The 19858-nt window shown below is 63.6% G+C and carries 19 protein-coding genes; 15 read left to right on the forward strand and 4 right to left on the reverse strand.

Annotated features, from left to right (window positions below; translation table 11 throughout):
- The first annotated feature begins 69 nt into the window (after positions 1-69).
- The 8 genes from lipA (at position 70) to GY33_RS0104205 (ending at position 5742) form a co-directional block, all read left to right on the forward strand.
- Positions 70-1014 (forward strand): lipoyl synthase, encoded by a 945-nt coding sequence (gene lipA / locus GY33_RS0104170; protein ID WP_051822272.1) that lies wholly within the window; start codon positions 70-72, stop codon positions 1012-1014.
- The gene (locus tag GY33_RS0104175) at positions 1011-1916 is read left to right on the forward strand and encodes a carbon-nitrogen hydrolase (protein WP_031386134.1); all 906 of its coding nucleotides are present in this window, start codon (positions 1011-1013) and stop codon (positions 1914-1916) included. Before lipA ends, GY33_RS0104175 begins: the two co-directional genes overlap by 4 nt.
- Positions 1913-2965 carry an agmatine deiminase family protein gene (locus GY33_RS0104180; protein WP_031386135.1) on the forward strand — a complete coding sequence of 351 codons (1053 nt, stop codon included), beginning with the start codon at positions 1913-1915 and terminating at the stop codon, positions 2963-2965. Before GY33_RS0104175 ends, GY33_RS0104180 begins: the two co-directional genes overlap by 4 nt.
- Positions 2935-3672 (forward strand): lipoyl(octanoyl) transferase LipB, encoded by a 738-nt coding sequence (lipB, locus tag GY33_RS0104185; protein WP_235185459.1) that lies wholly within the window; start codon positions 2935-2937, stop codon positions 3670-3672. Before GY33_RS0104180 ends, lipB begins: the two co-directional genes overlap by 31 nt.
- 109 nt (positions 3673-3781) lie before the next feature.
- Positions 3782-4048, forward strand: a complete 267-nt coding sequence (locus tag GY33_RS0104190; protein WP_031386137.1) for a DUF4160 domain-containing protein — start codon at positions 3782-3784, stop codon at positions 4046-4048.
- Positions 4049-4059: 11 nt separating this feature from the next.
- On the forward strand, positions 4060-4314 hold the full coding sequence (locus GY33_RS0104195; RefSeq protein WP_031386138.1) for a DUF2442 domain-containing protein: 255 nt from the start codon (positions 4060-4062) through the stop codon (positions 4312-4314).
- Positions 4315-4363: 49 nt separating this feature from the next.
- Positions 4364-4777 carry an SH3 domain-containing protein gene (locus tag GY33_RS0104200; RefSeq protein WP_051822273.1) on the forward strand — a complete coding sequence of 138 codons (414 nt, stop codon included), beginning with the start codon at positions 4364-4366 and terminating at the stop codon, positions 4775-4777.
- A gap of 14 nt (positions 4778-4791) precedes the next feature.
- Entirely contained in the window at positions 4792-5742 is a 951-nt protein-coding gene (locus GY33_RS0104205) for a M48 family metallopeptidase (RefSeq protein ID WP_084184803.1), read from the forward strand.
- On the opposite strand, the gene GY33_RS0104210 is transcribed toward GY33_RS0104205, so the two are convergent.
- The gene (locus GY33_RS0104210) at positions 5739-9020 is read right to left on the reverse strand and encodes an efflux RND transporter permease subunit (protein ID WP_031386141.1); all 3282 of its coding nucleotides are present in this window, start codon (positions 9018-9020) and stop codon (positions 5739-5741) included. The two genes, GY33_RS0104205 and GY33_RS0104210, sit on opposite strands and share 4 nt — an antisense overlap.
- A gap of 2 nt (positions 9021-9022) precedes the next feature.
- Positions 9023-10219 (reverse strand): efflux RND transporter periplasmic adaptor subunit, encoded by a 1197-nt coding sequence (locus GY33_RS0104215; protein ID WP_031386142.1) that lies wholly within the window; start codon positions 10217-10219, stop codon positions 9023-9025.
- A 141-nt stretch (positions 10220-10360) separates the two neighbouring features.
- On the opposite strand from GY33_RS0104215, the gene GY33_RS0104220 reads away from it, so the two are divergent.
- From GY33_RS0104220 to GY33_RS20290, 3 genes are all read left to right on the forward strand, one after another.
- A complete protein-coding gene (locus GY33_RS0104220) occupies positions 10361-11512 on the forward strand; it encodes an Sfum_1244 family protein (RefSeq protein WP_031386143.1) in 1152 nt (383 codons plus the stop codon).
- Between the two features lie 202 nt (positions 11513-11714).
- Entirely contained in the window at positions 11715-11936 is a 222-nt protein-coding gene (locus GY33_RS19620) for an addiction module protein (protein WP_051822275.1), read from the forward strand.
- Positions 11933-12247, forward strand: a complete 315-nt coding sequence (locus tag GY33_RS20290; RefSeq protein ID WP_084184772.1) for a type II toxin-antitoxin system RelE/ParE family toxin — start codon at positions 11933-11935, stop codon at positions 12245-12247. Before GY33_RS19620 ends, GY33_RS20290 begins: the two co-directional genes overlap by 4 nt.
- 249 nt (positions 12248-12496) lie before the next feature.
- On the opposite strand, the gene GY33_RS0104235 is transcribed toward GY33_RS20290, so the two are convergent.
- Entirely contained in the window at positions 12497-13387 is an 891-nt protein-coding gene (locus GY33_RS0104235) for a deoxyribonuclease IV (protein WP_051822276.1), read from the reverse strand.
- 187 nt (positions 13388-13574) lie between these two features.
- On the opposite strand from GY33_RS0104235, the gene GY33_RS0104240 reads away from it, so the two are divergent.
- The 3 genes from GY33_RS0104240 (at position 13575) to GY33_RS0104250 (ending at position 15800) form a co-directional block, all read left to right on the forward strand.
- Entirely contained in the window at positions 13575-13835 is a 261-nt protein-coding gene (locus GY33_RS0104240; RefSeq protein WP_031386147.1) for a DUF493 family protein, read from the forward strand.
- Between the two features lie 187 nt (positions 13836-14022).
- Positions 14023-14895 carry an iron-sulfur cluster-binding protein gene (locus GY33_RS0104245; RefSeq protein ID WP_152555071.1) on the forward strand — a complete coding sequence of 291 codons (873 nt, stop codon included), beginning with the start codon at positions 14023-14025 and terminating at the stop codon, positions 14893-14895.
- Positions 14892-15800 (forward strand): dihydroorotate dehydrogenase, encoded by a 909-nt coding sequence (locus tag GY33_RS0104250; protein ID WP_031386149.1) that lies wholly within the window; start codon positions 14892-14894, stop codon positions 15798-15800. Before GY33_RS0104245 ends, GY33_RS0104250 begins: the two co-directional genes overlap by 4 nt.
- A gap of 174 nt (positions 15801-15974) precedes the next feature.
- On the opposite strand, the gene GY33_RS0104255 is transcribed toward GY33_RS0104250, so the two are convergent.
- Positions 15975-18548: a PEP/pyruvate-binding domain-containing protein gene (locus GY33_RS0104255; protein WP_035271235.1), complete on the reverse strand. Its 2574-nt coding sequence runs from the start codon at positions 18546-18548 to the stop codon at positions 15975-15977.
- 305 nt (positions 18549-18853) lie between these two features.
- Here GY33_RS0104255 and GY33_RS0104260 point away from each other — a divergent pair, with 305 nt between their 5' ends.
- On the forward strand, positions 18854-19855 hold the full coding sequence (locus GY33_RS0104260) for an aspartate carbamoyltransferase catalytic subunit (RefSeq protein ID WP_084184773.1): 1002 nt from the start codon (positions 18854-18856) through the stop codon (positions 19853-19855).
- Positions 19856-19858 lie beyond the last annotated feature (3 nt).

Below are 19858 nucleotides of genomic sequence, written 5' to 3' on the forward strand. Positions count from 1 at the left end.
GCCAACCCCCTTTCTTCCTCCCAGCCGCACGGGGCGAACCAACGTTCGTCCCGTGTGCTTTTTTCACGCATGCACACCACGCCATCTTCAACCGTCGCAACATCGAGCGCCCTCCGAAAACCGCCGTGGTTGCGTCGGCCACTGCCACGGGACGGACGCTTTTTCCAACTGAGCGAGAATCTTCGGGGCCTGGGCCTGGCTACGGTCTGCCGGAGCGCCCGGTGTCCGAACATCGGGGAGTGCTTCTCCAGCGGAACGGCCACCTTTTTGATCCTGGGCGACGTTTGCACCCGGTCCTGCGCTTTTTGCAACATCACCTCCGGCCGGCCCGGCCCGGTGGCCGGGGACGAGCCGTTCCGGGTCAGCCAAGCCGTGGCTGCAATGGGCCTGCGGTACGCGGTGATCACCTCCGTGACCCGGGACGACCTGCCCGACGGTGGAGCCGAACATTTCGCGCGGGTGGTTCGGCAGCTCAAGACCAACATTCCCGGACTGGCCGTGGAAGTGCTGATCCCGGATTTTCAGGGCAGCCGGGACGCGCTGGAAACCGTGCTGGAATCCGGGGTGGACGTGCTCAACCACAACCTGGAAACCGTGCCGGATTTGTACCCCCGAGTACGCCCTCAGGCCGGATACGCCCGCAGTCTGGAGCTCTTGGCCCGGGCTCGGGATTGGGCTAAGGAGCGCGAACAGAACGTGCACACTAAGAGCGGTCTGATGCTCGGACTGGGTGAGACACGGGAGCAACTGCGCCGGGTTTTCCGCGATCTGGCCGCCTCGGGGTGCGCCATCCTGACCATGGGCCAGTACCTGGCCCCGTCCGCGGCACATCATCCGGTGATCCGCTATCCGTCTCCCGAAGAGTTCGCCGAGTTGGCCACGTTGGCCAGGGCCGAGGGCATCGGCACGGTCTTTTCCGCTCCGCTGGTGCGCAGCAGCTACCACGCCTCGGAGGTCGCCGAGTCCGCCCTCGTTGCGTCGGATTCAACCTCAACCTTGAACACCGCCCCATGAAAACACACGCCGTTCTTCCGTTCCTTGTCGGTCTGCCCCAGATTTCCATTCCCTCGGATCCGGCCCAAAGCCTGGCCAAGGCCGAGGAGTTCGTGCATCAGGCCGCCCGCCTGGGCGCACAAGTGGTCTGTCTGCCGGAATTGTTCCGGTCGCAGTATTTCTGCCAGCACGAGGATCCGGAATTTTTCGCCCTGGCCGAATCCATTCCCGGCCCGTCCACCGAGGCTCTTGGGCGCGTGGCCAGGGAGGAGGGGGTCGTGGTCTTGGCCTCCCTGTTTGAGCGCCGCGGGCCCGGGGTTTACCACAACACCCTGGCGATCATCGACGCGGACGGATCGCTGCTCGGCGTGTACCGCAAAATGCACATCCCGGACGATCCCGGCTATTACGAAAAATATTTCTTCGCTCCCGGCGACACCGGATTCAGAGCCTTTGACACCCGTTTCGGCCGGATCGGCGGTCTGGTCTGCTGGGACCAGTGGTACCCTGAAGCGGCCCGGCTCACTGCCCTGCGCGGGGCCCTGGCCCTGTTCTACCCCACGGCCATCGGCTGGCATCCCGAAGAGAAGGACAGGTTCGGAGAAGAGCAGCAGGACGCCTGGGTCACGGTGCAGCGGGGGCACGCCGTGGCCAACGGCGTTTACGTGGCCGTGGTCAACCGCGTTGGTCACGAAGTCCCGCCCGGAGGAGGGCCGGGCATCGAGTTCTGGGGCAACTCCTTTGTCGCCGGTCCCATGGGCGAGCTGCTTTGCCGGGCCTCGGCGGACAAGGAGGAAATCCTGCTGGCTGAAATTGACCCCGCCCGCCTGGAAACCGTCCGCCAACATTGGCCCTTTTTCCGCGACCGCCGCATCGACGCCTACGGCGGGATCACGAGTCGCTATTTGGGGGATGAGGCATGACCGTCCGATATCGTCTGCCCGCCGAGTGGGAGCCCCACGCGGCCACGTGGTTGGCCTGGCCGCACAATGCCCGGGACTGGCCGGGCAAGTTCGCGCCCATTCGGTGGGTGTACGCGGAAATCGTCCGTCATCTGGCACTGTCCGAACCGGTGCGGATTCTGGTCCGTTCCCCGGAGCAGGAACTGGAAGTCCGCAATCTCCTGAAGCGCTCCCATGTGGACCTGGGACAGGTGACGTTTTTCCCCATTCCCACGAACCGCGTCTGGACACGTGACTATTGTCCGGCTTTTGTTCATGCCCACGACGGCCAGAACAAACGGACGCACGCCGTGCGCTTCGGCTTCTCCGGCTGGGCCAAGTACCCGGACCATGAGCTGGACGCCGCGGTGCCGGAGCATATCGCCCGAACCTTGGACATTCCCCTGACTCCGCTGCGTCACGGCGACCGGACGGTGGTTCTGGAGGGCGGGGCCATCGACGGCAATGGTCGGGGTTCGCTGCTGACCACCGAGGAATGTCTGCTGGACCAGCAAACCCAGGTCCGCAATCCCGGCCTGAGCCGCGAAGACCTGGAAGCGGCTCTGCTTGAGCATCTGGGTGTGACCAACGTGATCTGGCTGGGGGACGGGATCGCCGGGGACGACACCCACGGCCACGTGGACGACCTGTGCCGGTTCGTGAATCCGAACACCGTGGTTCTGGTCCGGGAAAACGACCCCAAGGACGCCAACTACCGTGCGCTGCGGGAAAACCGCGAGCGCCTGGAGTCCGCCCGCCTGGAAGACGGCTCCCGGCTCGAGGTCGTGGCCCTGCCCATACCCGCGCCCCTGTACTTCGAGAACATTCGGCTCCCAGCCAGTTACGCCAATTTCTACATCAGCAACGCCACGGTCGTCGTGCCCACGTTCAACGATCCGCAAGATCGGATCGCCCTGGGCATCCTGGCCGATCTGTTCCCGGACCGAAAGGTGGTGGGCATCCATGCCGTGGACCTAGTCTGGGGCTTTGGAACCCTGCATTGCCTGACCCACGAGCAAGCCGCGGAGTGACCTCCGGGCGGGAGTTTCCCGCCGTGGTCACTGGCAATCTGAAAGGCGCCGTTCCTTCCCCCATCTACCTGGCGGACCGGAGCCTGATCGTCCGGGATTTGGGCCTCATGCCCTATGACCAAGCCCTGGGAATCCAGGCCGAGGCCGTGCGGGATGTGGCGACCGGAGGAGCGGAGCGGCTTCTGGTGCTGGAGCACCCGCTGGTGATTACCCTGGGCCGCAACAGCGGCGCGGAACATCTGCTCGTTTCCCCGGAAACCCTGGCCGAGCGCGGCATCCAACTCGTCCACGCCGCCCGCGGAGGCAGCGTGACCTGCCACTTCCCCGGCCAACTCGTTATCTACCCCATCCTGCGTCTGAACCAGCGTCCCGGAGGACTGCGCCGACTCGTCTTTGACCTGGAAGAAGCCGTGATCCGGACCCTGACGCCCTACGGCCTGCCCGCCGCCCGCAACCCCGGCCGTCCCGGAGTCTGGATCCAAGACCGCAAAATCGCCTCCATCGGCCTGGCCCTTAAAAACTGGGTCACGTTTCACGGCCTGGCCTTGAACGTCGGACTGAATACCTCTCTGTTTGATCTGATTACCCCCTGTGGTCTGTCCGGCGTCCGGGTCACCTCGGTCCACGGTGAGTTGGGGCGGGAGGAGCCGGGGGTGGCCGAGGTCAAGGAAGCCCTGGTCGCCGCTTTACGGGAAGAGCTTGCATAGATGTGGAGAATGGGGGATGTTTAGGGAAGGTTGATGAAGCGGGAAGGGCTGCGGGTTAGCGCCAAAATCAATCAATTTATGCAGCCACGACTGAGCTGGAGTGAGGTTTATGCCAACAATCTCAATTTTCTATGGCATCATTATACGAATGTACTTCGCTCCGGACGAGCATCCGCCTCCGCATTTTCACGTCTATTACGGCGAGTTCAGAGCGACTGTGGACATCCGCACGTGCGAAGTCATTCAAGGCAATCTGCCAAAAAAGCAGACAAGGCTTGTGTTGGCGTGGGCGGAGCTCCGCCAGGATGAATTAATGGCGGATTGGGCGTTGGTAATGAATGGCGAAGAGCCTTTCAAGATTCAGCCGCTACAATAGGAGGCCAGGCCGTGTATCCATCAGTAAAGAAGGTCGTCCCTTCCGAAGATTACATGCTTTCCATTGAATTCGACAATGGCGAACACGGGACTTTGGACATGAGGCCGTATCTCGATTTCGGTGTTTTTCAACGACTAAAGGACCGCGATACGTTCAGACGTGTTCGGGTGCCTTTTGATACCATAGAATGGGACTCCGAAATCGATCTCGACCCTGAATTTGTTTATGAAAAATGCCAACGAATCAGTGTAAATCGTAAAGATTGATGCAATCTGTATTATTTCAATTCATTTTTCCGACTAATCGAGGTGAACCATGTCGCGAATGATGAGCGTTCAGGTCCAGACCGGCCAGCTCCGGTCTTCCCCGTCTTTTTTGGCCGGGATTGTCGGGGAGGTGGCGTACGCCCGGCAGGTTCAGGTGTTGGAGGAGCGGGCCGGATGGGCGCGGGTGGCTGTTCCCGGTACGTCGTTGGCTGGCTGGATGCACGGCTCGGCCTTGAGCAGCAAGCGGATCGTGCTCCAGGCCGGGGCCGAGGACGTGGAGCGGGCGGCGACCACCGGTGAGATCGCCCTGGCCGGGAAAGGGTTTAGTGAGGAAGTGGAGCGGGAGTTTCGCTCCCGGAACCCGAACCTGGACTTTCGCAGGATCGATCAAATGCAGGCTTCGGCCCCGACCATGGCCCAGATCCGTCGATTTGCCCAGGAAGGGCAATTGCGCTTGGCCTAGAGGAGGTTATGTCCATGAATTTGTGGTCAAGACGAGATTTTTTGGCTTGGTCGAGCAAGGCGGGCTTGGCCGGGGCGTGCGCCGGGCCATTGCTGACAGGGGGGCTGGCGGGGTTGCTGTCCGGGTGCAAGACCGCGGAGATCGCCGCGGATTTTGGGCGTGCGGCGGGGGTGCTGGACGAGCAGCAGGCCCAGTCCGTGGCCCGGGTGGGTACGGCCATCGGCCGAAGCTTCGAGGACATCACCCCGGAGCAGGAATACTACATCGGCCGGACCGTAGGGGCCACGATTCTGGGTTCCTACAAGCCCTACGCCGACCAAGGAGCCAATGCCTACGTCAACCTGGTGGGCACCATGGTCAGTTTGTCATCGGACATGCCCGAGACCTTCGGCGGCTACCATTTCCTGATCCTGGACTCCGATGAAATCAATGCCTTTGCCGCGCCTGGCGGGTTGATCTTCATCACCCGCGGCATGCTGCGCTGCTGCGTCTCCGAGGACGCCGTGGCCGCGGTTCTGGCCCATGAGGTCGGCCATATCCAGCATCATCATGGCATTCAGACTATCCAGCGGGCCCGGCTGACGTCGGCCTTCACCATCCTGGCCGCTGAAGGGGCGCGGACCCTGGGCGGAGCGGACCTGGCCCAGCTGACGGATATTTTCGAGGAATCGGTCTCGGACGTGGTGAACACCCTGGCGGTCAACGGCTACTCCCGCACCGCCGAGCGCGAGGCGGACCGGGCCGCGGCCGTGATCTTGGACCGCGCCGGCTATGACAGCGCGGCCCTGGTCAGCATGCTGGAGGTCATGGATACCAAGCTGACTCCGGGAGGACCGGACTTTGCCCGCACCCATCCCTCGCCCGCCAGTCGAATTCGGGACATCCGTCCGGCTTTACCCGCGGTTCGGGCTTCCGACCCGGCCTTGCGGCAACAGCGTTTTCTGGCCGCCTTGCCTCGGATTTAGCTGTCCCGGACCTCCCCGTCCCGCGGCCGGAACAGGACGAAGTAGGCTACGGGGATCAGCACCAGGGTGAAGAGGGTGGAGGCGATCAGGCCGAAGATCAGGGCCCAGGCCAAGCCGGAGAAGACCGGGTCCAGGGTGATGGGCCAGACGCCCAGGGCCGTGGTCAGGGCGGTGAGCACGATGGGCTGGAGGCGGATGGCCCCGCTTTGGAGCACGGCGTCCTTGAAGTCCTGGCCCCGGTCCACGGCGGCCCGGATGAAGTCGATGAGCACCAGGGAGTTGCGGATCACGATGCCGCCCAGGGCGATCATCCCGATCATGGCCGTGGCCGTGAAGAAGACCGGGTCCGCGAAGCCGTCCACCTCCCGGCCGGTGAGCAGGTTCAGCAGCCAGAACCCGGGCATGATGCCCATCAGGGTCAGCGGGATGGCGGTCATGATCAGCAGGGGCAGGGCCAGGGACGCGGTCTGGACCACCAGCAGCAGATATATCCCGATCATGGCCGCGCCAAAGGCCAGCCCCAGATCCCGGAACACGTCCACGGTGATCTTCCATTCCCCCTCTCCGGTCCAGACCACGTCGACGCCCGGAGGCGGTGGGTCGCCCCGCAGCTTGGCCTGCAGGTCCAGCACGGCTTCGGCCGGGGGCAGGCCGACGGTCTCCGCGGTGACGTAGACCACCCGGCGCAGGTTCTTGTGCAGGATGGGCTGTTCTTCCATTTCCCAGACAAATCGGCCCAACTCGCCCAGAGGCAGCATGCTCCCGTTTGCTCCGCGCACGTGCAGGGCCTCCAGGTCCGCTACGGAAACGCGCAGTTCCCGGGGCAGAATCACCCGCACGGGCAGAGTCTGCCGCTCGTGGGGGCTTTGGACCGTGGCCGGAGTCGTTCCTGCCGCGGCCATGTGCAGAGTGTGGACCAGGTCCCGTGCGCTCAGGCCGTGCAGCCCGGCTTTTTCCCGATCCGGAATGAACGTCAGCCGGGGTCGGGGGGCGACCCGGCTGTCGTCCACGTCCACCACGAATTCCTTGGCCTCCATCTTGGCCCGGACGTGCTCCGCGCCCTGGAAGAGCAGTTCGTACGGCTGCTCCGGGCCGCCGTAGATCTCCGCCACCAGGGTGGCCATGACCGGCGGGCCGGGCGGGATTTCCACGATCTGAATGGTGGCCGACCACTCCCGGGCGATGCGCTCCAGATCGGTGCGCACGGAGAGGACGATCTCGTGGCTCTGGCGGCGGCGCTCGTTCTTGGGCGTCAGGTTGATCCGGATGTCGCCCAGGTGGCCGCCTTCCCGGGCATAGTAGCGCCGGACCATGCCGTTGAAGTCCATGGGCGAGGCGATGCCGGCGAAGCTGAGCACGCTGGCGGTTTCGGGCAGTCCGGCCAGGTAGGCGGCCATGTCCCGGAGCACCGCGTCCGTAATTTCCAGAGGCGTGCCCTCGTCCATGTCCACCACCACCTGGAACTCGTCGCGGTTGTCAAAGGGCAGCATTTTCAGGGGCACTAGGCGCAGCGCGGCCAGAGAGACGGCCAGGAGCAGCAGGGCCAGGACCACGCCGACCAGGGCCGCGCGCAGCATCCGGGAGTCCAGAAACGGGCCGATGGCCACGCGGTAGGCGCGCAGAATCCAGTCCGGAACCCCGGTGGGAGTGCCGCCGGTAGTGGAAGCCTGGGGAAGAGCGACGCCGGGCCTTGTTTTGCGGCGCAGCAGCATGTGGCAGAGCCAGGGGACGATGGTCAGGGCGCAGACCGTGGAGAAGATCACGGTCAGGGGCACGGTGGCGGCCATGGGGGCCATGTACGGGCCCATCATCCCGGTGATGAAGAACAGGGGCAGAAAGCAGGCGATGATGGCCAGGGTGGACATGATCACCGGCACGAAGACTTCGGCCACCGCGCTGAGGGTGGCCCAGGCCGGGCCGGGATGGTTCAGGCGCATGTGCCGGCGGATGTTGTCCACGTTGGTGATGGGGTCGTCCACCACCAGACCCAGGGAGAGGATCAGGGCGAAGAGGGTCACCCGGTTGATGGTGTAGCCCAGCAGATGGCTGCTGAACAGGGCCAGGGAAAAGCTGACCGGAATGGCCACGGCCACCACCAGGGCGGCCCGCCAGCCCAATGTCAGGGCCAGCACGATCACCACCGTGGCCACGGCGAAGACCAGGGACCAGAGCAGATCGCCGACCTTGTTCTGGGCGGTTTGGCCGTAGTCCCGGGTGATTTCCAGATGCACGTCCGCGGGCAGCACCAGGGGCCGCAGTTCCGTTACAGCGGCCAGAAGGTCGCGGGTCACGGCCACGGCGTTGGCCCCGCGCTGCTTGGCCAGGGCCAGGGTCACCGCGGGCATTTCCAGGGAATGGCCGCCCCCGTGCAGGTTCCGCGCTTGCGCTTCGCCAAAGCGGATCCGGGTGTAGCTGACCGGTTCGCAGGGGCCGTCCAGAACCTGGGCCACGTCCCGGAGGAAGACCGGCCGGGCCTGATTGTGACCCTGGTGCACGCCCACCACCACCCCGGCCACGTCCGCGGCCGTGGTGAACCGGCCGTCCCCCAGCACGTTCAGCTCCTGGTTGTCCCGGAGCAGGGATCCGGCGCTCAGGGCCGCGTCGGCCGCGGTCAACGTCCGGTCCAGGTCGGCGAAGGTCACCCCGTGTCCGGCCATGCGCAGCGGGTCCGGCTCCACCCGGACTTCCCGGTGGCGTCCGCCGATGATCTCGGCTCGGGACACTTCCGGGACCTCGGACAGCCGGGCCAGAAACTCCTCTCCGATCCGGCGCAGCTCGAAGTCGGACCGGGTCGGGGAGTACAGGGTCACGGTGAGCACGGGCACGTCGTCGATTTCCACGGGCCGGATCAGCCAGTCCGCGACCAGCGGCGGAACCTGGTCCTCGTGCATGGTGATCTTGTTGTGCAGCTTGACCAGGGAACGTTCCCGGTCCTCGCCCACGAAGAACCGGACCGTGACCACGGCCTGGTCCCGCCGGGACACGGAATAGACGTACTCCACCCCGTCGATCTGCCAAAGCAGCTTTTCCAGCGGCGTGGCCACCAGCTTTTCCACCTCTTCCGGTCCTGCTCCCGGGGCCTGGACGATCACGTCGGCCATGGGCACGACGATCTGCGGCTCTTCCTCCCGGGGCATGACCAGCAGGGCCGCGACGCCCAGGGCCAGGGCCAGGACCAGAAACACCCCGGCCAAGTGCGAGGAGAGAAACGGGGCCACCATGGCCGGGACGAGCCCGTGAGGTCGGGTGGGGCGAGGGGGAGAAGCGGATGCGGTCATGATCAGGGAGCGGGGTGCAGCCAGAGGCGTTCGCCGCCTTCCAGGCCGGAGAGAACCTCGACCATCTCGTCATGGCCGCGGCCCAGGCGCAGGTGGCGCAGGACGTAGGTGGCGTCGTCGTGGATCACGGCGACCAGCTCCAGTTGTCCGACGCGCAGCACGGTCCGGGCATCGACGAGCACCACCGGTTCAACATGGATGGGAATGCGCAGCCGGACGAACATGCCCGGCCGAAGATTCGCGGCCGAGAGGTCGGCGGGCCAGAGGTCGTCCGGGTCCGCGGCGGGCGGGGAGGGCGGGACCAGCTTGACCAGAAAGGTGCGTGAGTCCGTGGACGCCCCGGGCTCGACTTCGTCCACGATCACCGGGAACTCCCGGTTCAGGGCGTCCACCCGGGCCGTGAATTCCGCTCCCGGCGTCAGCAGGTGGTGAAACCGCTCCGGCGCCTGGACCTCCAGGCGTAAATCCGGACTGTGCAGCAAAAGCAGGGTCCGTCCCGGCTGGACCACGTCTCCGGGTTCCACGGAGCGGCGGGCGATGATCCCATCCTCGGAAGCCGTGATGGTGGTATGGCCCAGAGCCACCGTGAGCTCTTGAATCCGCTGCTCCAGCCGCGATTGCTGGGCTTTCAGTTCCTGGATGCTTTGCTCGGCCTGGCCGCTCTCGGCTCTGGCGGCCAGAAACGCGGCACGGGCGTGGTCCAGTTCCTGGACCGCGGACGCGCCCTGGGCTTGCAAAGCTTCGATCCGGGCAAAGTCGGCCTGGGCCAGGTCGAATCCGGCCCGGGCCTTTTCCAGGCCTTGATGCGCCCGCTTCAGCGCGGAGCCCAGGGCGTCCAGGTCGTGGCGGCCCTGGGCCAGGCGGGCCTGAAGTTCCCGGTCGTCCAGTACCAGCAACGGCTCCCCACGGAGGACCCGCTGTCCCGAACGGACCAAGACATGGCGGACCTCGGCCTGAACCTGGGCGCTGATCGCTGTCTCCCCCCTGGGCCGAACCTCGCCCACGGCCTCGACCCAGGCCGGAACGGTGGTCCGCAAGGCAACCGCGATTTCCGCTCCAGGCGGCAAGGCTCCTTTCTGGACGTCGGGTGGGGATGGTACGGGCGGAGCGTCCTTGAGCAGCATCCATGCACCTCCCAGCAGGAGGATCAGCAGGATGACGGGAAGGAAAAGCAGCGGGCGCGGGAAGATGTGGGGCATGGGGAGGAGATGGAGTTGTTTGTCGGAAGCGGCATGCTCTCCGGAAGTTTGGGTTATCGACTTATGGTCCGCACCTTGTCAAATAGGTTCGGATGAGTCGGATTCATTGAAAGGCTACGGAGTAAGGTTTAAGACGGAGGCATGTCGATCCAAATAACGCTTGAAAACATGGAGGCTCCGGTGTTGACGTCGATGCAGGCCCTGCGGGAGCAGATTCAGCGCAACTGCGCCGTTTCCGACGCCAATTTCAGCGGTGCGTTTTCCTTGTGCGGGCTGTTGCTGCGGATGCGGGAGCTGTACAAGTGGGAAGCCGGGTTGCCTCCCTGGAAGGAACCGGAGCACGGCCTGATTCTGGACTGGGTCGAGCAGCGGGAAGATCTGTGGCAGGAGCTGGAAGGGCGAAGCTGTGAAACGCTGTGCCTGGAAGGCGAGGAACTGGACCCCTTCGAGGTGGAACGGATCAACCAGCGGCTGGCGTCCCGGAACCTGCTTTACGGCGCGGGCTACGTGCTGGGGATGAAGCCCAGTTTTTTGCTGGCCGAGCCGGTGGAATCCCAACTGGTCGAAGGACTGCGGGTGTACACGGTGGATCGGGAGCTGTGCCGGGACATTTTCGCGACCCCGGTGATGCGCCAGGGAGAGCGCGTCATCGCCCGCCGCCAGGCCATGGCCTTTCTGATCTGGGACGTGATCCAGGAGCAACGCCCTTCGGTGCGCCCGGCCCTGGGCTACGCCCTGGCCGGGTATGGGCTGAATTCGCAAGACCTGCTGCGTCAACCCGGTGCGCACGGGGCGGTCTACCAGCGGATGGTGGCCGAGGAGTTACGGGTCTGGGTGTATCACGAGATCGGCGAAGCCCTGGAGGACGCCTTTCCCGGCGACGTCTGGCACCAGATGGTGGCCAACACCTGCCAGACCTTGGCCGAAGTGTTCATCCGGGCGGTCAAGGACCTCCTGGCCGACACCCATCCCCAAGGCCTGCTGGCCCGGATGATCCAGGAGGACCGCAAGGCGTCCCTGGGGTTGTACCTGGCCATGATGCGCCCCCTGTCCAAGATGCTCTTCCCGGACATTTTCTCCGTGTTTCCGGACTTCGTCCGCTCCGGAAACTGGAGCGAAGTGGACCAGGCCCGGGGCAAGGCCCATGTCGCGGGTCGGAACCTGGCCGCCAGACTCGTGGACATCCACGCCGCCGCCGACCCGTTTGATCACGCCCGGACCGTGGAACGGATCATCGAGGAGGTGATCCGGCCGTTGGGGATTGTCGACGGGATGGACGTGGAGGCGGAATAATCGCGGAAAGAGCTTGACATGCTTTTCTTCTGGTCCGTAACGGGAGACCTTCCAATTCCAGATATTCGCATCAAGTTTCATCAACCATCTCGGCGCGCGACATGACGGCAAAAAGAGAAGTGCGGGAGCACGTTTCGTGAGTCGGGTGCAAAAAAAGATGAGGTAAGATCAATGCTGATCGACCCCAAGGAGGTGTTTAATAATGAATCTGAGAGAGTGCGAAGCGTCAGCCCTGACGTTGCCCGTCAACGAGCGGGCAATCCTGGCAAAACGTCTGATTGAAAGTCTCGATGCGCTTGACGATTCTGATACGGAACGGCTTTGGCTGGATGAGGCGGAAAGGCGTTATCGGGAATACAAGGAAGGTGGCCTTTCCGCGCGGGATGCCATGGCGGCTGTTTATGAGGCACGGGAACGATTGTGAAGAATACCGTTCGCATGGTGCAATTGGCGGAACAGGAAATGCTTGATGCCGCTGCCTATTATGAAGATCGTGTCGATGGACTTGGACGAGATTTTCTCGATTCCATCGCCTTGGCAATCAAGGATATCGGCGATTTCCCGGAACGCTGGCCCGTTGTCAGGAGAGAGGTTCGAAGAAGCCTTGTATCCCGTTTTCCCTACTCGCTTTTCTATCGTGTCGATCCTGATGAGGTGATCGTTCTCGCGGTAGCCCATCAGCGCCGTCGCCCGGCCTACTGGCTTGGAAGATTATCCCGACACGGGAACCAATAACCGTGCCCCGCACTAAAAACAGCCAAACCAACAACACGCGAAACGCCGCCAAACAACCCAGGATCATCGTTTCGGCCAAATCCCTTTCATTTCATCGTGGTCAACGTAGGGGCGGACCTGCGTGTCCGCCATGAAAATGGTACGGCGTCCACGAAAAAACACGGGCATGTGGTGTTGGGCGGTTTATTGGGCGGACGCAGGGACAGACACATAGGTCTGCCCCCACAGGGCGACATCGTCAGGCATGTTTCAACTAGGTTCCGAGGATTGCGAGACGGGCGGGACTTTTTGAATCAAACCGCGCAGCACGTTCAGGTTGCGCACGTCCTCTTTATAGTCTTTATCCTTGGGCGTTTCCAAAACCATGGGCAAATGCGTCAGGCGGGGGTCGTTGAGAATGGTGGCGAAGCCGGGCAGGCCGATTTGGCCTTGGCCGATGTGCTCATGCCGGTCCACGCGGCTGCCTAGGGCGGTTTTGCTGTCGTTGAGGTGGATCAGGCGCAGCCGGGCCAAGCCCACGGAGTTGTCCAGGCGGGAGACGACCCGGTCCCACCCGGCTTGATCCCGTGGATCATGGCCCGCGGCAAAGCCGTGGCAGCTGTCCCAGCAGACGCCCAGGCGGTCCGGGAACCGGGACGCGGCGATGATCCCGCCCAGATCCTCGGGATCCGCGCCCAGGGCCGTGCCGGAGCCGGCGGTGTTTTCCAGCAGCACGCCGACGCCTGCCCCCGCTGTTCCGGCCTGCTCAAAGGCCGCGTCCAGGCAGGCGGCGGCCCGGGCAATGCCGGTGGTCGCGCCCTGGCCTTTGTGCGCGCCGGGATGCAGGACCACCCAGCGGATGTTCAGCCTGGCGCAGCGCAGCAGTTCCCGGGCCAGGGCGTCCCGGGACTTGCGCCACAGGGTGTCGTCCGGCGAAGCCGGGTTGATCAGGTAGGCTCCGTGGGCAAACACGTGCGGCAGGCCCCAGGCCTGCCAGGCCGCGGCAAAGGCGGCGGCTTCCTCGTCCGTGATCTCCGGCGCGGCCCATTGCCGCTGGTTGCGGGTGAACAATTGCAGGGCCCGGCCTTCAATGCAGGCGATGCGCTCGAAGACCAGGTGCAGTCCGCCCGCGGCGGGCATGTGGGCGCCGAGAAAGGGCATGATTTTTCTCCTGTCGGGCGGAACGGGAAGGCGTGTTTCCAGACGTGGACGTGATTGCTTCTCTTGGCCGGAAAAACTATGAAGGGTCACTGACGCGCCGCATGGCGCCCAATCACCCTCGCGGCGCGGCCGTGAGACTCCGGCAGACTACACCGCACCCCCCAGCCCCTCAACCCCGCGAACGACAATGAAAGATTTCGAACAGTTCCGGAAACTGCTGGACGAGCAGTGCCAGTGGCCCTCGGTGTACACCTTCAAATTCATCGTGCCCAAGGCCCGGGCGGAGGAACTGCTGGCTGTTTTCAGGTCCTGCCCGGAAGTCTCGGTGCGGGAATCGAGCCAAGGCAAGTATCTGAGCGTCACGGCGAACATGATCATGTCCTCCAGCGACGGGGTCGTGGCGGTGTATGAGGCCGTGGCGGAGATTGAGGGCATCATCGCGCTGTAACAGTCCGTTGAAAAACTCCCAATTGCTGCGTCGCTGCAAAAAGTTCAAACTCTCACGTATAAATAAATACGCTTCGACCTTGAACTTTTTTTGCTCCTTGCACTTGGGACTTTTTGAACGGACTGCCGGATAAGGACTTTTTCAACATAATATGGCCCCAAACGACCAAACATTGAACTTTTTGATTATGCCTGAAGACACGCTCATGGCGGCTCCCGCCGCCTCTTCCCCGGTTTGCCGCGAATTCACGGTTTCGGAACTGCGCCGGACCGGTTCGGAATCCGGCCTTGCATCGCCTGGGGGCGCTGGACCGGATCATTCGCACTGGTTGCTGGATCTGGAATTGCCGGAGGGTTTCCCCGGCGAGGATGGGTGGACGCCCGGGCAGTTCGTGATGCTGCGGCCGGTTTCCTGGGCCTTCGAGCCCTTGTGGGCCCGGCCCTTTTCCATCTGCATGCTGGAGCGGGGCGTGCTGCGCATTTTTTTCCAGGTGGTCGGCCGGGGGACCAGGGCCATGAGCGCCTTGCGCCGTGGGGACCGGGTCGTTGTCTGGGGGCCGCTGGGCCGGGGGTTCGTCGTGGAGCCGGAGACGCCCACGCTGCTGTTGGCCGGAGGCATCGGACTGGCGCCGTTCATCGGCTACGCCCGGCGTCATCCCCGGCCCGACCAGGCGCGGCTTTTTTTCGGCCATCGCCCGGAAATCGCTGAATACCCCCTGGACCTGCTGCCGAAAGCCGTGGTCGTGGAGGCTTCCCGCCAGACCTGCGCCGAGGAAATGGCCTGCTTCGTGGGCGATCTGGAACGCTGGATCGCGGAATATGCCGCTAGGCAGGGGCTGATTCTGGCCTGCGGACCGCATCCGTTTCTGCAAGCCGTCCAGTCCCTGGCCGTGAAACACCGGGCCAGGACGCAGCTTTCCCTGGAGAACCGCATGGCCTGCGGGGTGGGGGCGTGTCTGGGGTGCGTGACCAAGACGACGGATCAGGCCTTGCCGGTGAAGGTCTGCACCCAGGGGCCGGTGTTCTGGGCTCAGGACGTGAATCTTGGAGGGGCGGCATGAATCTCGCGGTGGAACTGGCCGGGCTGCGGTTGAAGAATCCGGTGCTGACCGCGTCCGGAACCTTTGGGTACGGCGTGGAGTTCGCGCCCTACGGCGATCTGACCGAACTGGGCGGGATCGTGGTCAAGGGCCTTTCCTGGGAACCCCGGGCGGGCAATCCCATGCCCCGGATCGCTGAAACGCCCTGCGGCATGCTCAACGCCATCGGCCTGCAGAATATCGGCGCGCGTCGTTTCGTCGAGGAAAAGCTCCCGTTGCTGCCCTGGGCCGAGGTGCCGGTCATCGCCAACCTGTACGCCTGCGACGTCGAGGACTTCGCCCGGCTGGCGGAATACCTGGCCGGGCAGGAGGGCGTCGCGGCCCTGGAAGTGAACATCTCCTGCCCCAACGTCCAGGCCGGCGGGGTGCTCTTCGGTCAGGACCCGGCCCAGGCGGCCCGAGTGACCCGGGCGGTCAAGGACCGGGCCGGGACCAAGCCGGTGATCGTCAAGCTCTCGCCCAACGTCACGGACATCACGGCGGTTGCCAAGGCCGCGGGGGACGGGGGGGCGGACATCCTGGCCCTGATCAACACCCTCTCCGGCATGGCCGTAGACGTGCGCACCCGCAAGCCCCGGCTGGCCAACGTGATCGGCGGCCTGTCCGGGCCGGCGATCAAGCCCGTGGGGCTGCGCTGCGTGCATCAGGTCAGCCGGGCCGTGAACCTGCCGATCATCGGGCTGGGGGGCATCGCCTCGGCCGAGGACTTGCTGGAGTACATCCTGGTGGGAGCGTGGGCCGTACAGATCGGCACGGCCAATTTTCTGCGTCCGGACACGGCGTTCCGCATCGCGGCCGACCTGCCGCAACTGCTGGATGAATTGGGCGTGACGTCGTGGGAGGAGTTTCGGGGCGCGTTGGCGTGACAGTCCGTTGAAAAACTCCCAATTGCTGCGTCGCTGCAAAAAGCTCAAACTCTCACGTATGAATAAATACGCTTCGACCTTGAGTTTTTTTGCTCCTTGCACTTGGGGTTTTTGAACGGACTGTGGATAAGGACTTTGTCAACATTCAGGTGAGGTGGTCCGAGGGCTCGGCAATCACTGCTCGAATGAGTAGTTGCCCTTGAAGAACTGCTCCACGTACCAGGGAATCTGGGCCTCGTCGGAAAGGACCATGTCCAGGAGACGGACCGAGCCCAGGAGTCGGCCGAGAAAATCCAGTTTTTCCTCCATCCGGGGATAATCGTATTTCTTGATTTCCCCGCGCACCATGTCCCCCGTGTGTTCGACCCGCAGTCCCAGGCGCTTGAGGATGGCCGCGATCATCATCGCGCGCTTGGTTCGTCGCGACACGTCCGCGGCCCCGCCCTTGAACGAGAAGATGATGTAATTGTCGTTGACCTGTTGGCCGCAGTAGGTGTCGATGGTCACGAAATGGTAGCCCAGCCGGGCGTTGTAGTGCAGGTAGTCGTCGGAAATAATGGCGTAGTTCGGTCCTCCCCTTGGACTTCCGTGATCCGGGTCGTTGAGGACCTTTTCGGCGATGAGCGCCGCGAAACCGGACAACTGGACTCCCGCCGGTCCCACCCAATGCACGCCGGGATGCTCCATGCCCCGGAGCAGGGCCAGGAATGGACGGGAGGCGATCTGATCCCGATCCACGGCCCCTTCCTCCGGGGGCGTCTTGAATCCTCCGCCGAGGTCCAGGATGTAGGTGTTCAGGGGCAAGGGCGTCTTCAACTTGACCGCGTGGTGAACGTCTTCCTGGATGTCGTCGTCGATGCGAAACATTTCCACCATGGCTTTTTCATGGGCGAAACGGACCACGTCGTGCAAGGTCAGGCAGCCGTCGGGGCGGAAGTCGTCGCGCTTGGGATCGATCAGGTTCAAGGGGACGACTTTTTTCAACGTGTCCTTGACCAGCCGGAACAACGGACTGCCCTTCATCAGGTTGGTTCGTGGCCTGGCCTGAATCAGGGCCATCACCCGTCCGGCGTAGACGGTCCGGCGGGAGGCGTCCAAGGTGATTTCCTCGCCGTGGGGAATGGTGCTGGTGGCGTTGTCCGTGCCCACCAGGGTCGGAACGCCGAATTCCCGGGCCACTGAAGCCATGTGCCCGGTGACGCTGCCCACGTCGGTGATGATTCCCCGGATCTTGCCCATCAGCGGCACGTACAGGGTCGACGTCTGTGGGGCGATCAGAATCGCTCCTTCGGGCACGGCGGTCAGGTTGTGCTCGGTCTTCAGAACGAAGGCCGGCCCTCCGGCCGTGCCGGCAGAGGCCGTGGTGCCGCCGCACAACAGGACGTCATGCCCTTCCAGAGCCGTGGCCTCCGCCTCGGCGCAGGCTCGAGGGTCCTGCTCCGGCAGCGTCAGGTTCAAGGGCCGGGCCTGCAGTATGAAGAGCTTGCCGGCCTGGTCCATGGCCCATTCTATGTCCAAAGGGCGTTTATAGTGCTTTTCCAGCATTCGCCCGTACCCGGCCAAAGCGTGGACCTCGTCGCCGCTCAGGCAGGGTTGGTCCCGCAGATGCTCTTCCACCGGGACGTCGTGGATCCCGCCTTCGGGGTTCATGGCAATTCGCCTGGCCTTGCGCGCTCCGACGTATTCCGGTTCACCCTGCTCGGAATGCACCCGCCACAAATCCGTGGGCATGGAGCCGTCTACCACGCTCACGCCCAGGCCCCAGGCCGCGCTGATGATCAGGTTGTGGCTTTCCGGCTCGTTGGGGTCCTGGGTGTACATCACCCCGCTGACCCGGGCGTCGACCATGTTCAGGCAAAGCACGCACATGACCATGTCCTGGTCCCGGTAGCCCACGCTGCGGCGGTAAAAGACCGCGCGAGGATTGTACATGCTGGCCACGACTTCCTTGTAGGCGTCGAGGATGGTGTCCTGGGTGACGTTGAGGACCGTGGAGTGCTGACCGGCGAAGGAGGATTCCGAGTCTTCGCCCGTGGCGCTGCTGCGGACGGCAAGCCGGGTTTGCGGTCCGAACTCCCGAAACAGCTCCTTGGCCTCGTAGAAGATGCGACACTCCAGGTCTTCGGGCAGCGGGGCGGCCATGATCAGCTGCTGGACGGCGGAGCAGGCCTTGGTGAGTTGCGTGGTGTCCTGAATGTCCACGCCTTTCAGTTCGTTGCGGATGGCCTCGTACAGCCCCGCGGAGCGGAAAAAATCGTGACAGGCGTAGGCCGAGACCGCGAAACCTTTGGGCGTGGGCAGCCCGACGCGGTTGGACACCTCGCCCAGGTTGGCCGCCTTGCCGCCGACCTGGCCCATATTTTCGTGGCTCAGCCGGACCAGCGAGAGCACGAGACAGGTTTTTTCCAGCTTGCGCTGTCTGGTCAATCCTCGCAGGACCTGGATGCCGATCCGTTCAGCCGCGCCGAACAGTTCCGAATATTTGCCGCCGGAAAGCGCGTTCAGATCCTCGGCCAGTTCGTAGACTACGCCCACCAGTTCCTCGCTTTGACAGAGAACTTCGTCAAAGGTGAACGGTTGGGAGTCGAAGAGCAGGTTCTCCAGGGCGTTGATCAACTGCAAGGCCTTGTTGTTGTGGCTGAGCAGCTTTTTAAAGAACAGGTATTTTCTTTGAAAAGCCAATTCTTCCGGTGCGATGCGCATGGTGATTTTGCTTTTGGCGATCAACTGGTCAAGCAGGGAAAGCATGGAATTTGTCCGTCTCTCAATATGAAGGAGGAAAGAGGTGAAAAAAGGAGATTAGGGGAAGAGTGGCGGCGCCGGTTCGGAACTTCCAAACATGAATTTTCTACGCCGGAACCGCGAGAATGACAACAGCCCTGGTGCGCGGGGCTTGATGAGCAAAAAGAACAGGGCCTGGAAGGCGAAACACCGAAAAATGTACTGGAAGCCGATGCCGTTTTCCGCTAGGAGGGAGAGCGACGCGGGCGACCGATCAAGGTTGTCGGCTTTTTCCGTATCCCGCCAAACACATCTTCACCAACGGTGCACCCATGCTTTGGCCTCACAAGGACCTGCTCTGTATTTCGCAATTGACCGCGGCTGAAATCCTGTACGTGTTTCAGGTGGCCCGCCGCTTTGCCGAGATCAATACCCGCCCGGTGAAAAAAGTGCCGACGCTCAAGGGCAAGAGCGTCATCCTGTTTTTCGTCGAACCAAGCACACGGACCAAGACATCCTTCGACATCGCGGGAAAGCGGCTCTCCGCTGACACCTACTCCCTGGCCGCGTCGTCCAGCAGCCTGCGCAAGGGCGAGAATCTCAAGGATTCGGCCCTGACCCTCCAGGCCATGCATCCGGACGCCCTGGTCCTGCGGCACCATCAAAGCGGGGCCAGCGAGTTTTTGGCTCGTCGGCTGTCCTGCTCGGTGATCAACGCCGGTGACGGCTGGCATGCCCATCCCACGCAAGCCCTGCTGGACGGGTTCACCCTGAGCGAGGTCTGGGGAGACGACATGGCCGGGAAGACCGTGCTCATCGTCGGCGACATCGCTCACAGTCGGGTGGCCCGGTCCGACGTGCTGCTGTTCACGGCCCTGGGGGCACGGGTCCGGATCTGCGCGCCGCGGACCCTGTTGCCCGCTGGAGTGAGGCAGTGGCCGGTGGAGGTGTTTTCAGACCTGACCGAGGCATGCAATGGCGTGGACGCGGTCGTCTGTCTGCGGTTGCAGTTGGAACGCCAAAAGGCCGGGCTTTTGCCCGACCTGCGGGAGTACGCCAGGACCTACGGCCTGGGAGCCCGACACCTGAGCAAAGCCAATCCAGGGGTGCTGGTGATGCATCCCGGGCCCATGAACCGGGGAGTGGAAATCGACGCGGCCCTGGCGGACGCGGAAAACAGCCTAATCCTGGATCAAGTCTCCGCCGGCGTGGCCACTCGCATGGCCCTGCTGTTTCTCTTTCTGACCCGCAAGGACGCTACGGACCAGGGCGACGCGCGGGGCGATCAGGTCGAATCCCCTCAACCTCAATCTCCGTCGCTTCAGGAGGACTAGGCC

It is taken from the genome of Desulfonatronum thiodismutans (assembly GCF_000717475.1).
Lineage (GTDB): Bacteria > Desulfobacterota > Desulfovibrionia > Desulfovibrionales > Desulfonatronaceae > Desulfonatronum > Desulfonatronum thiodismutans.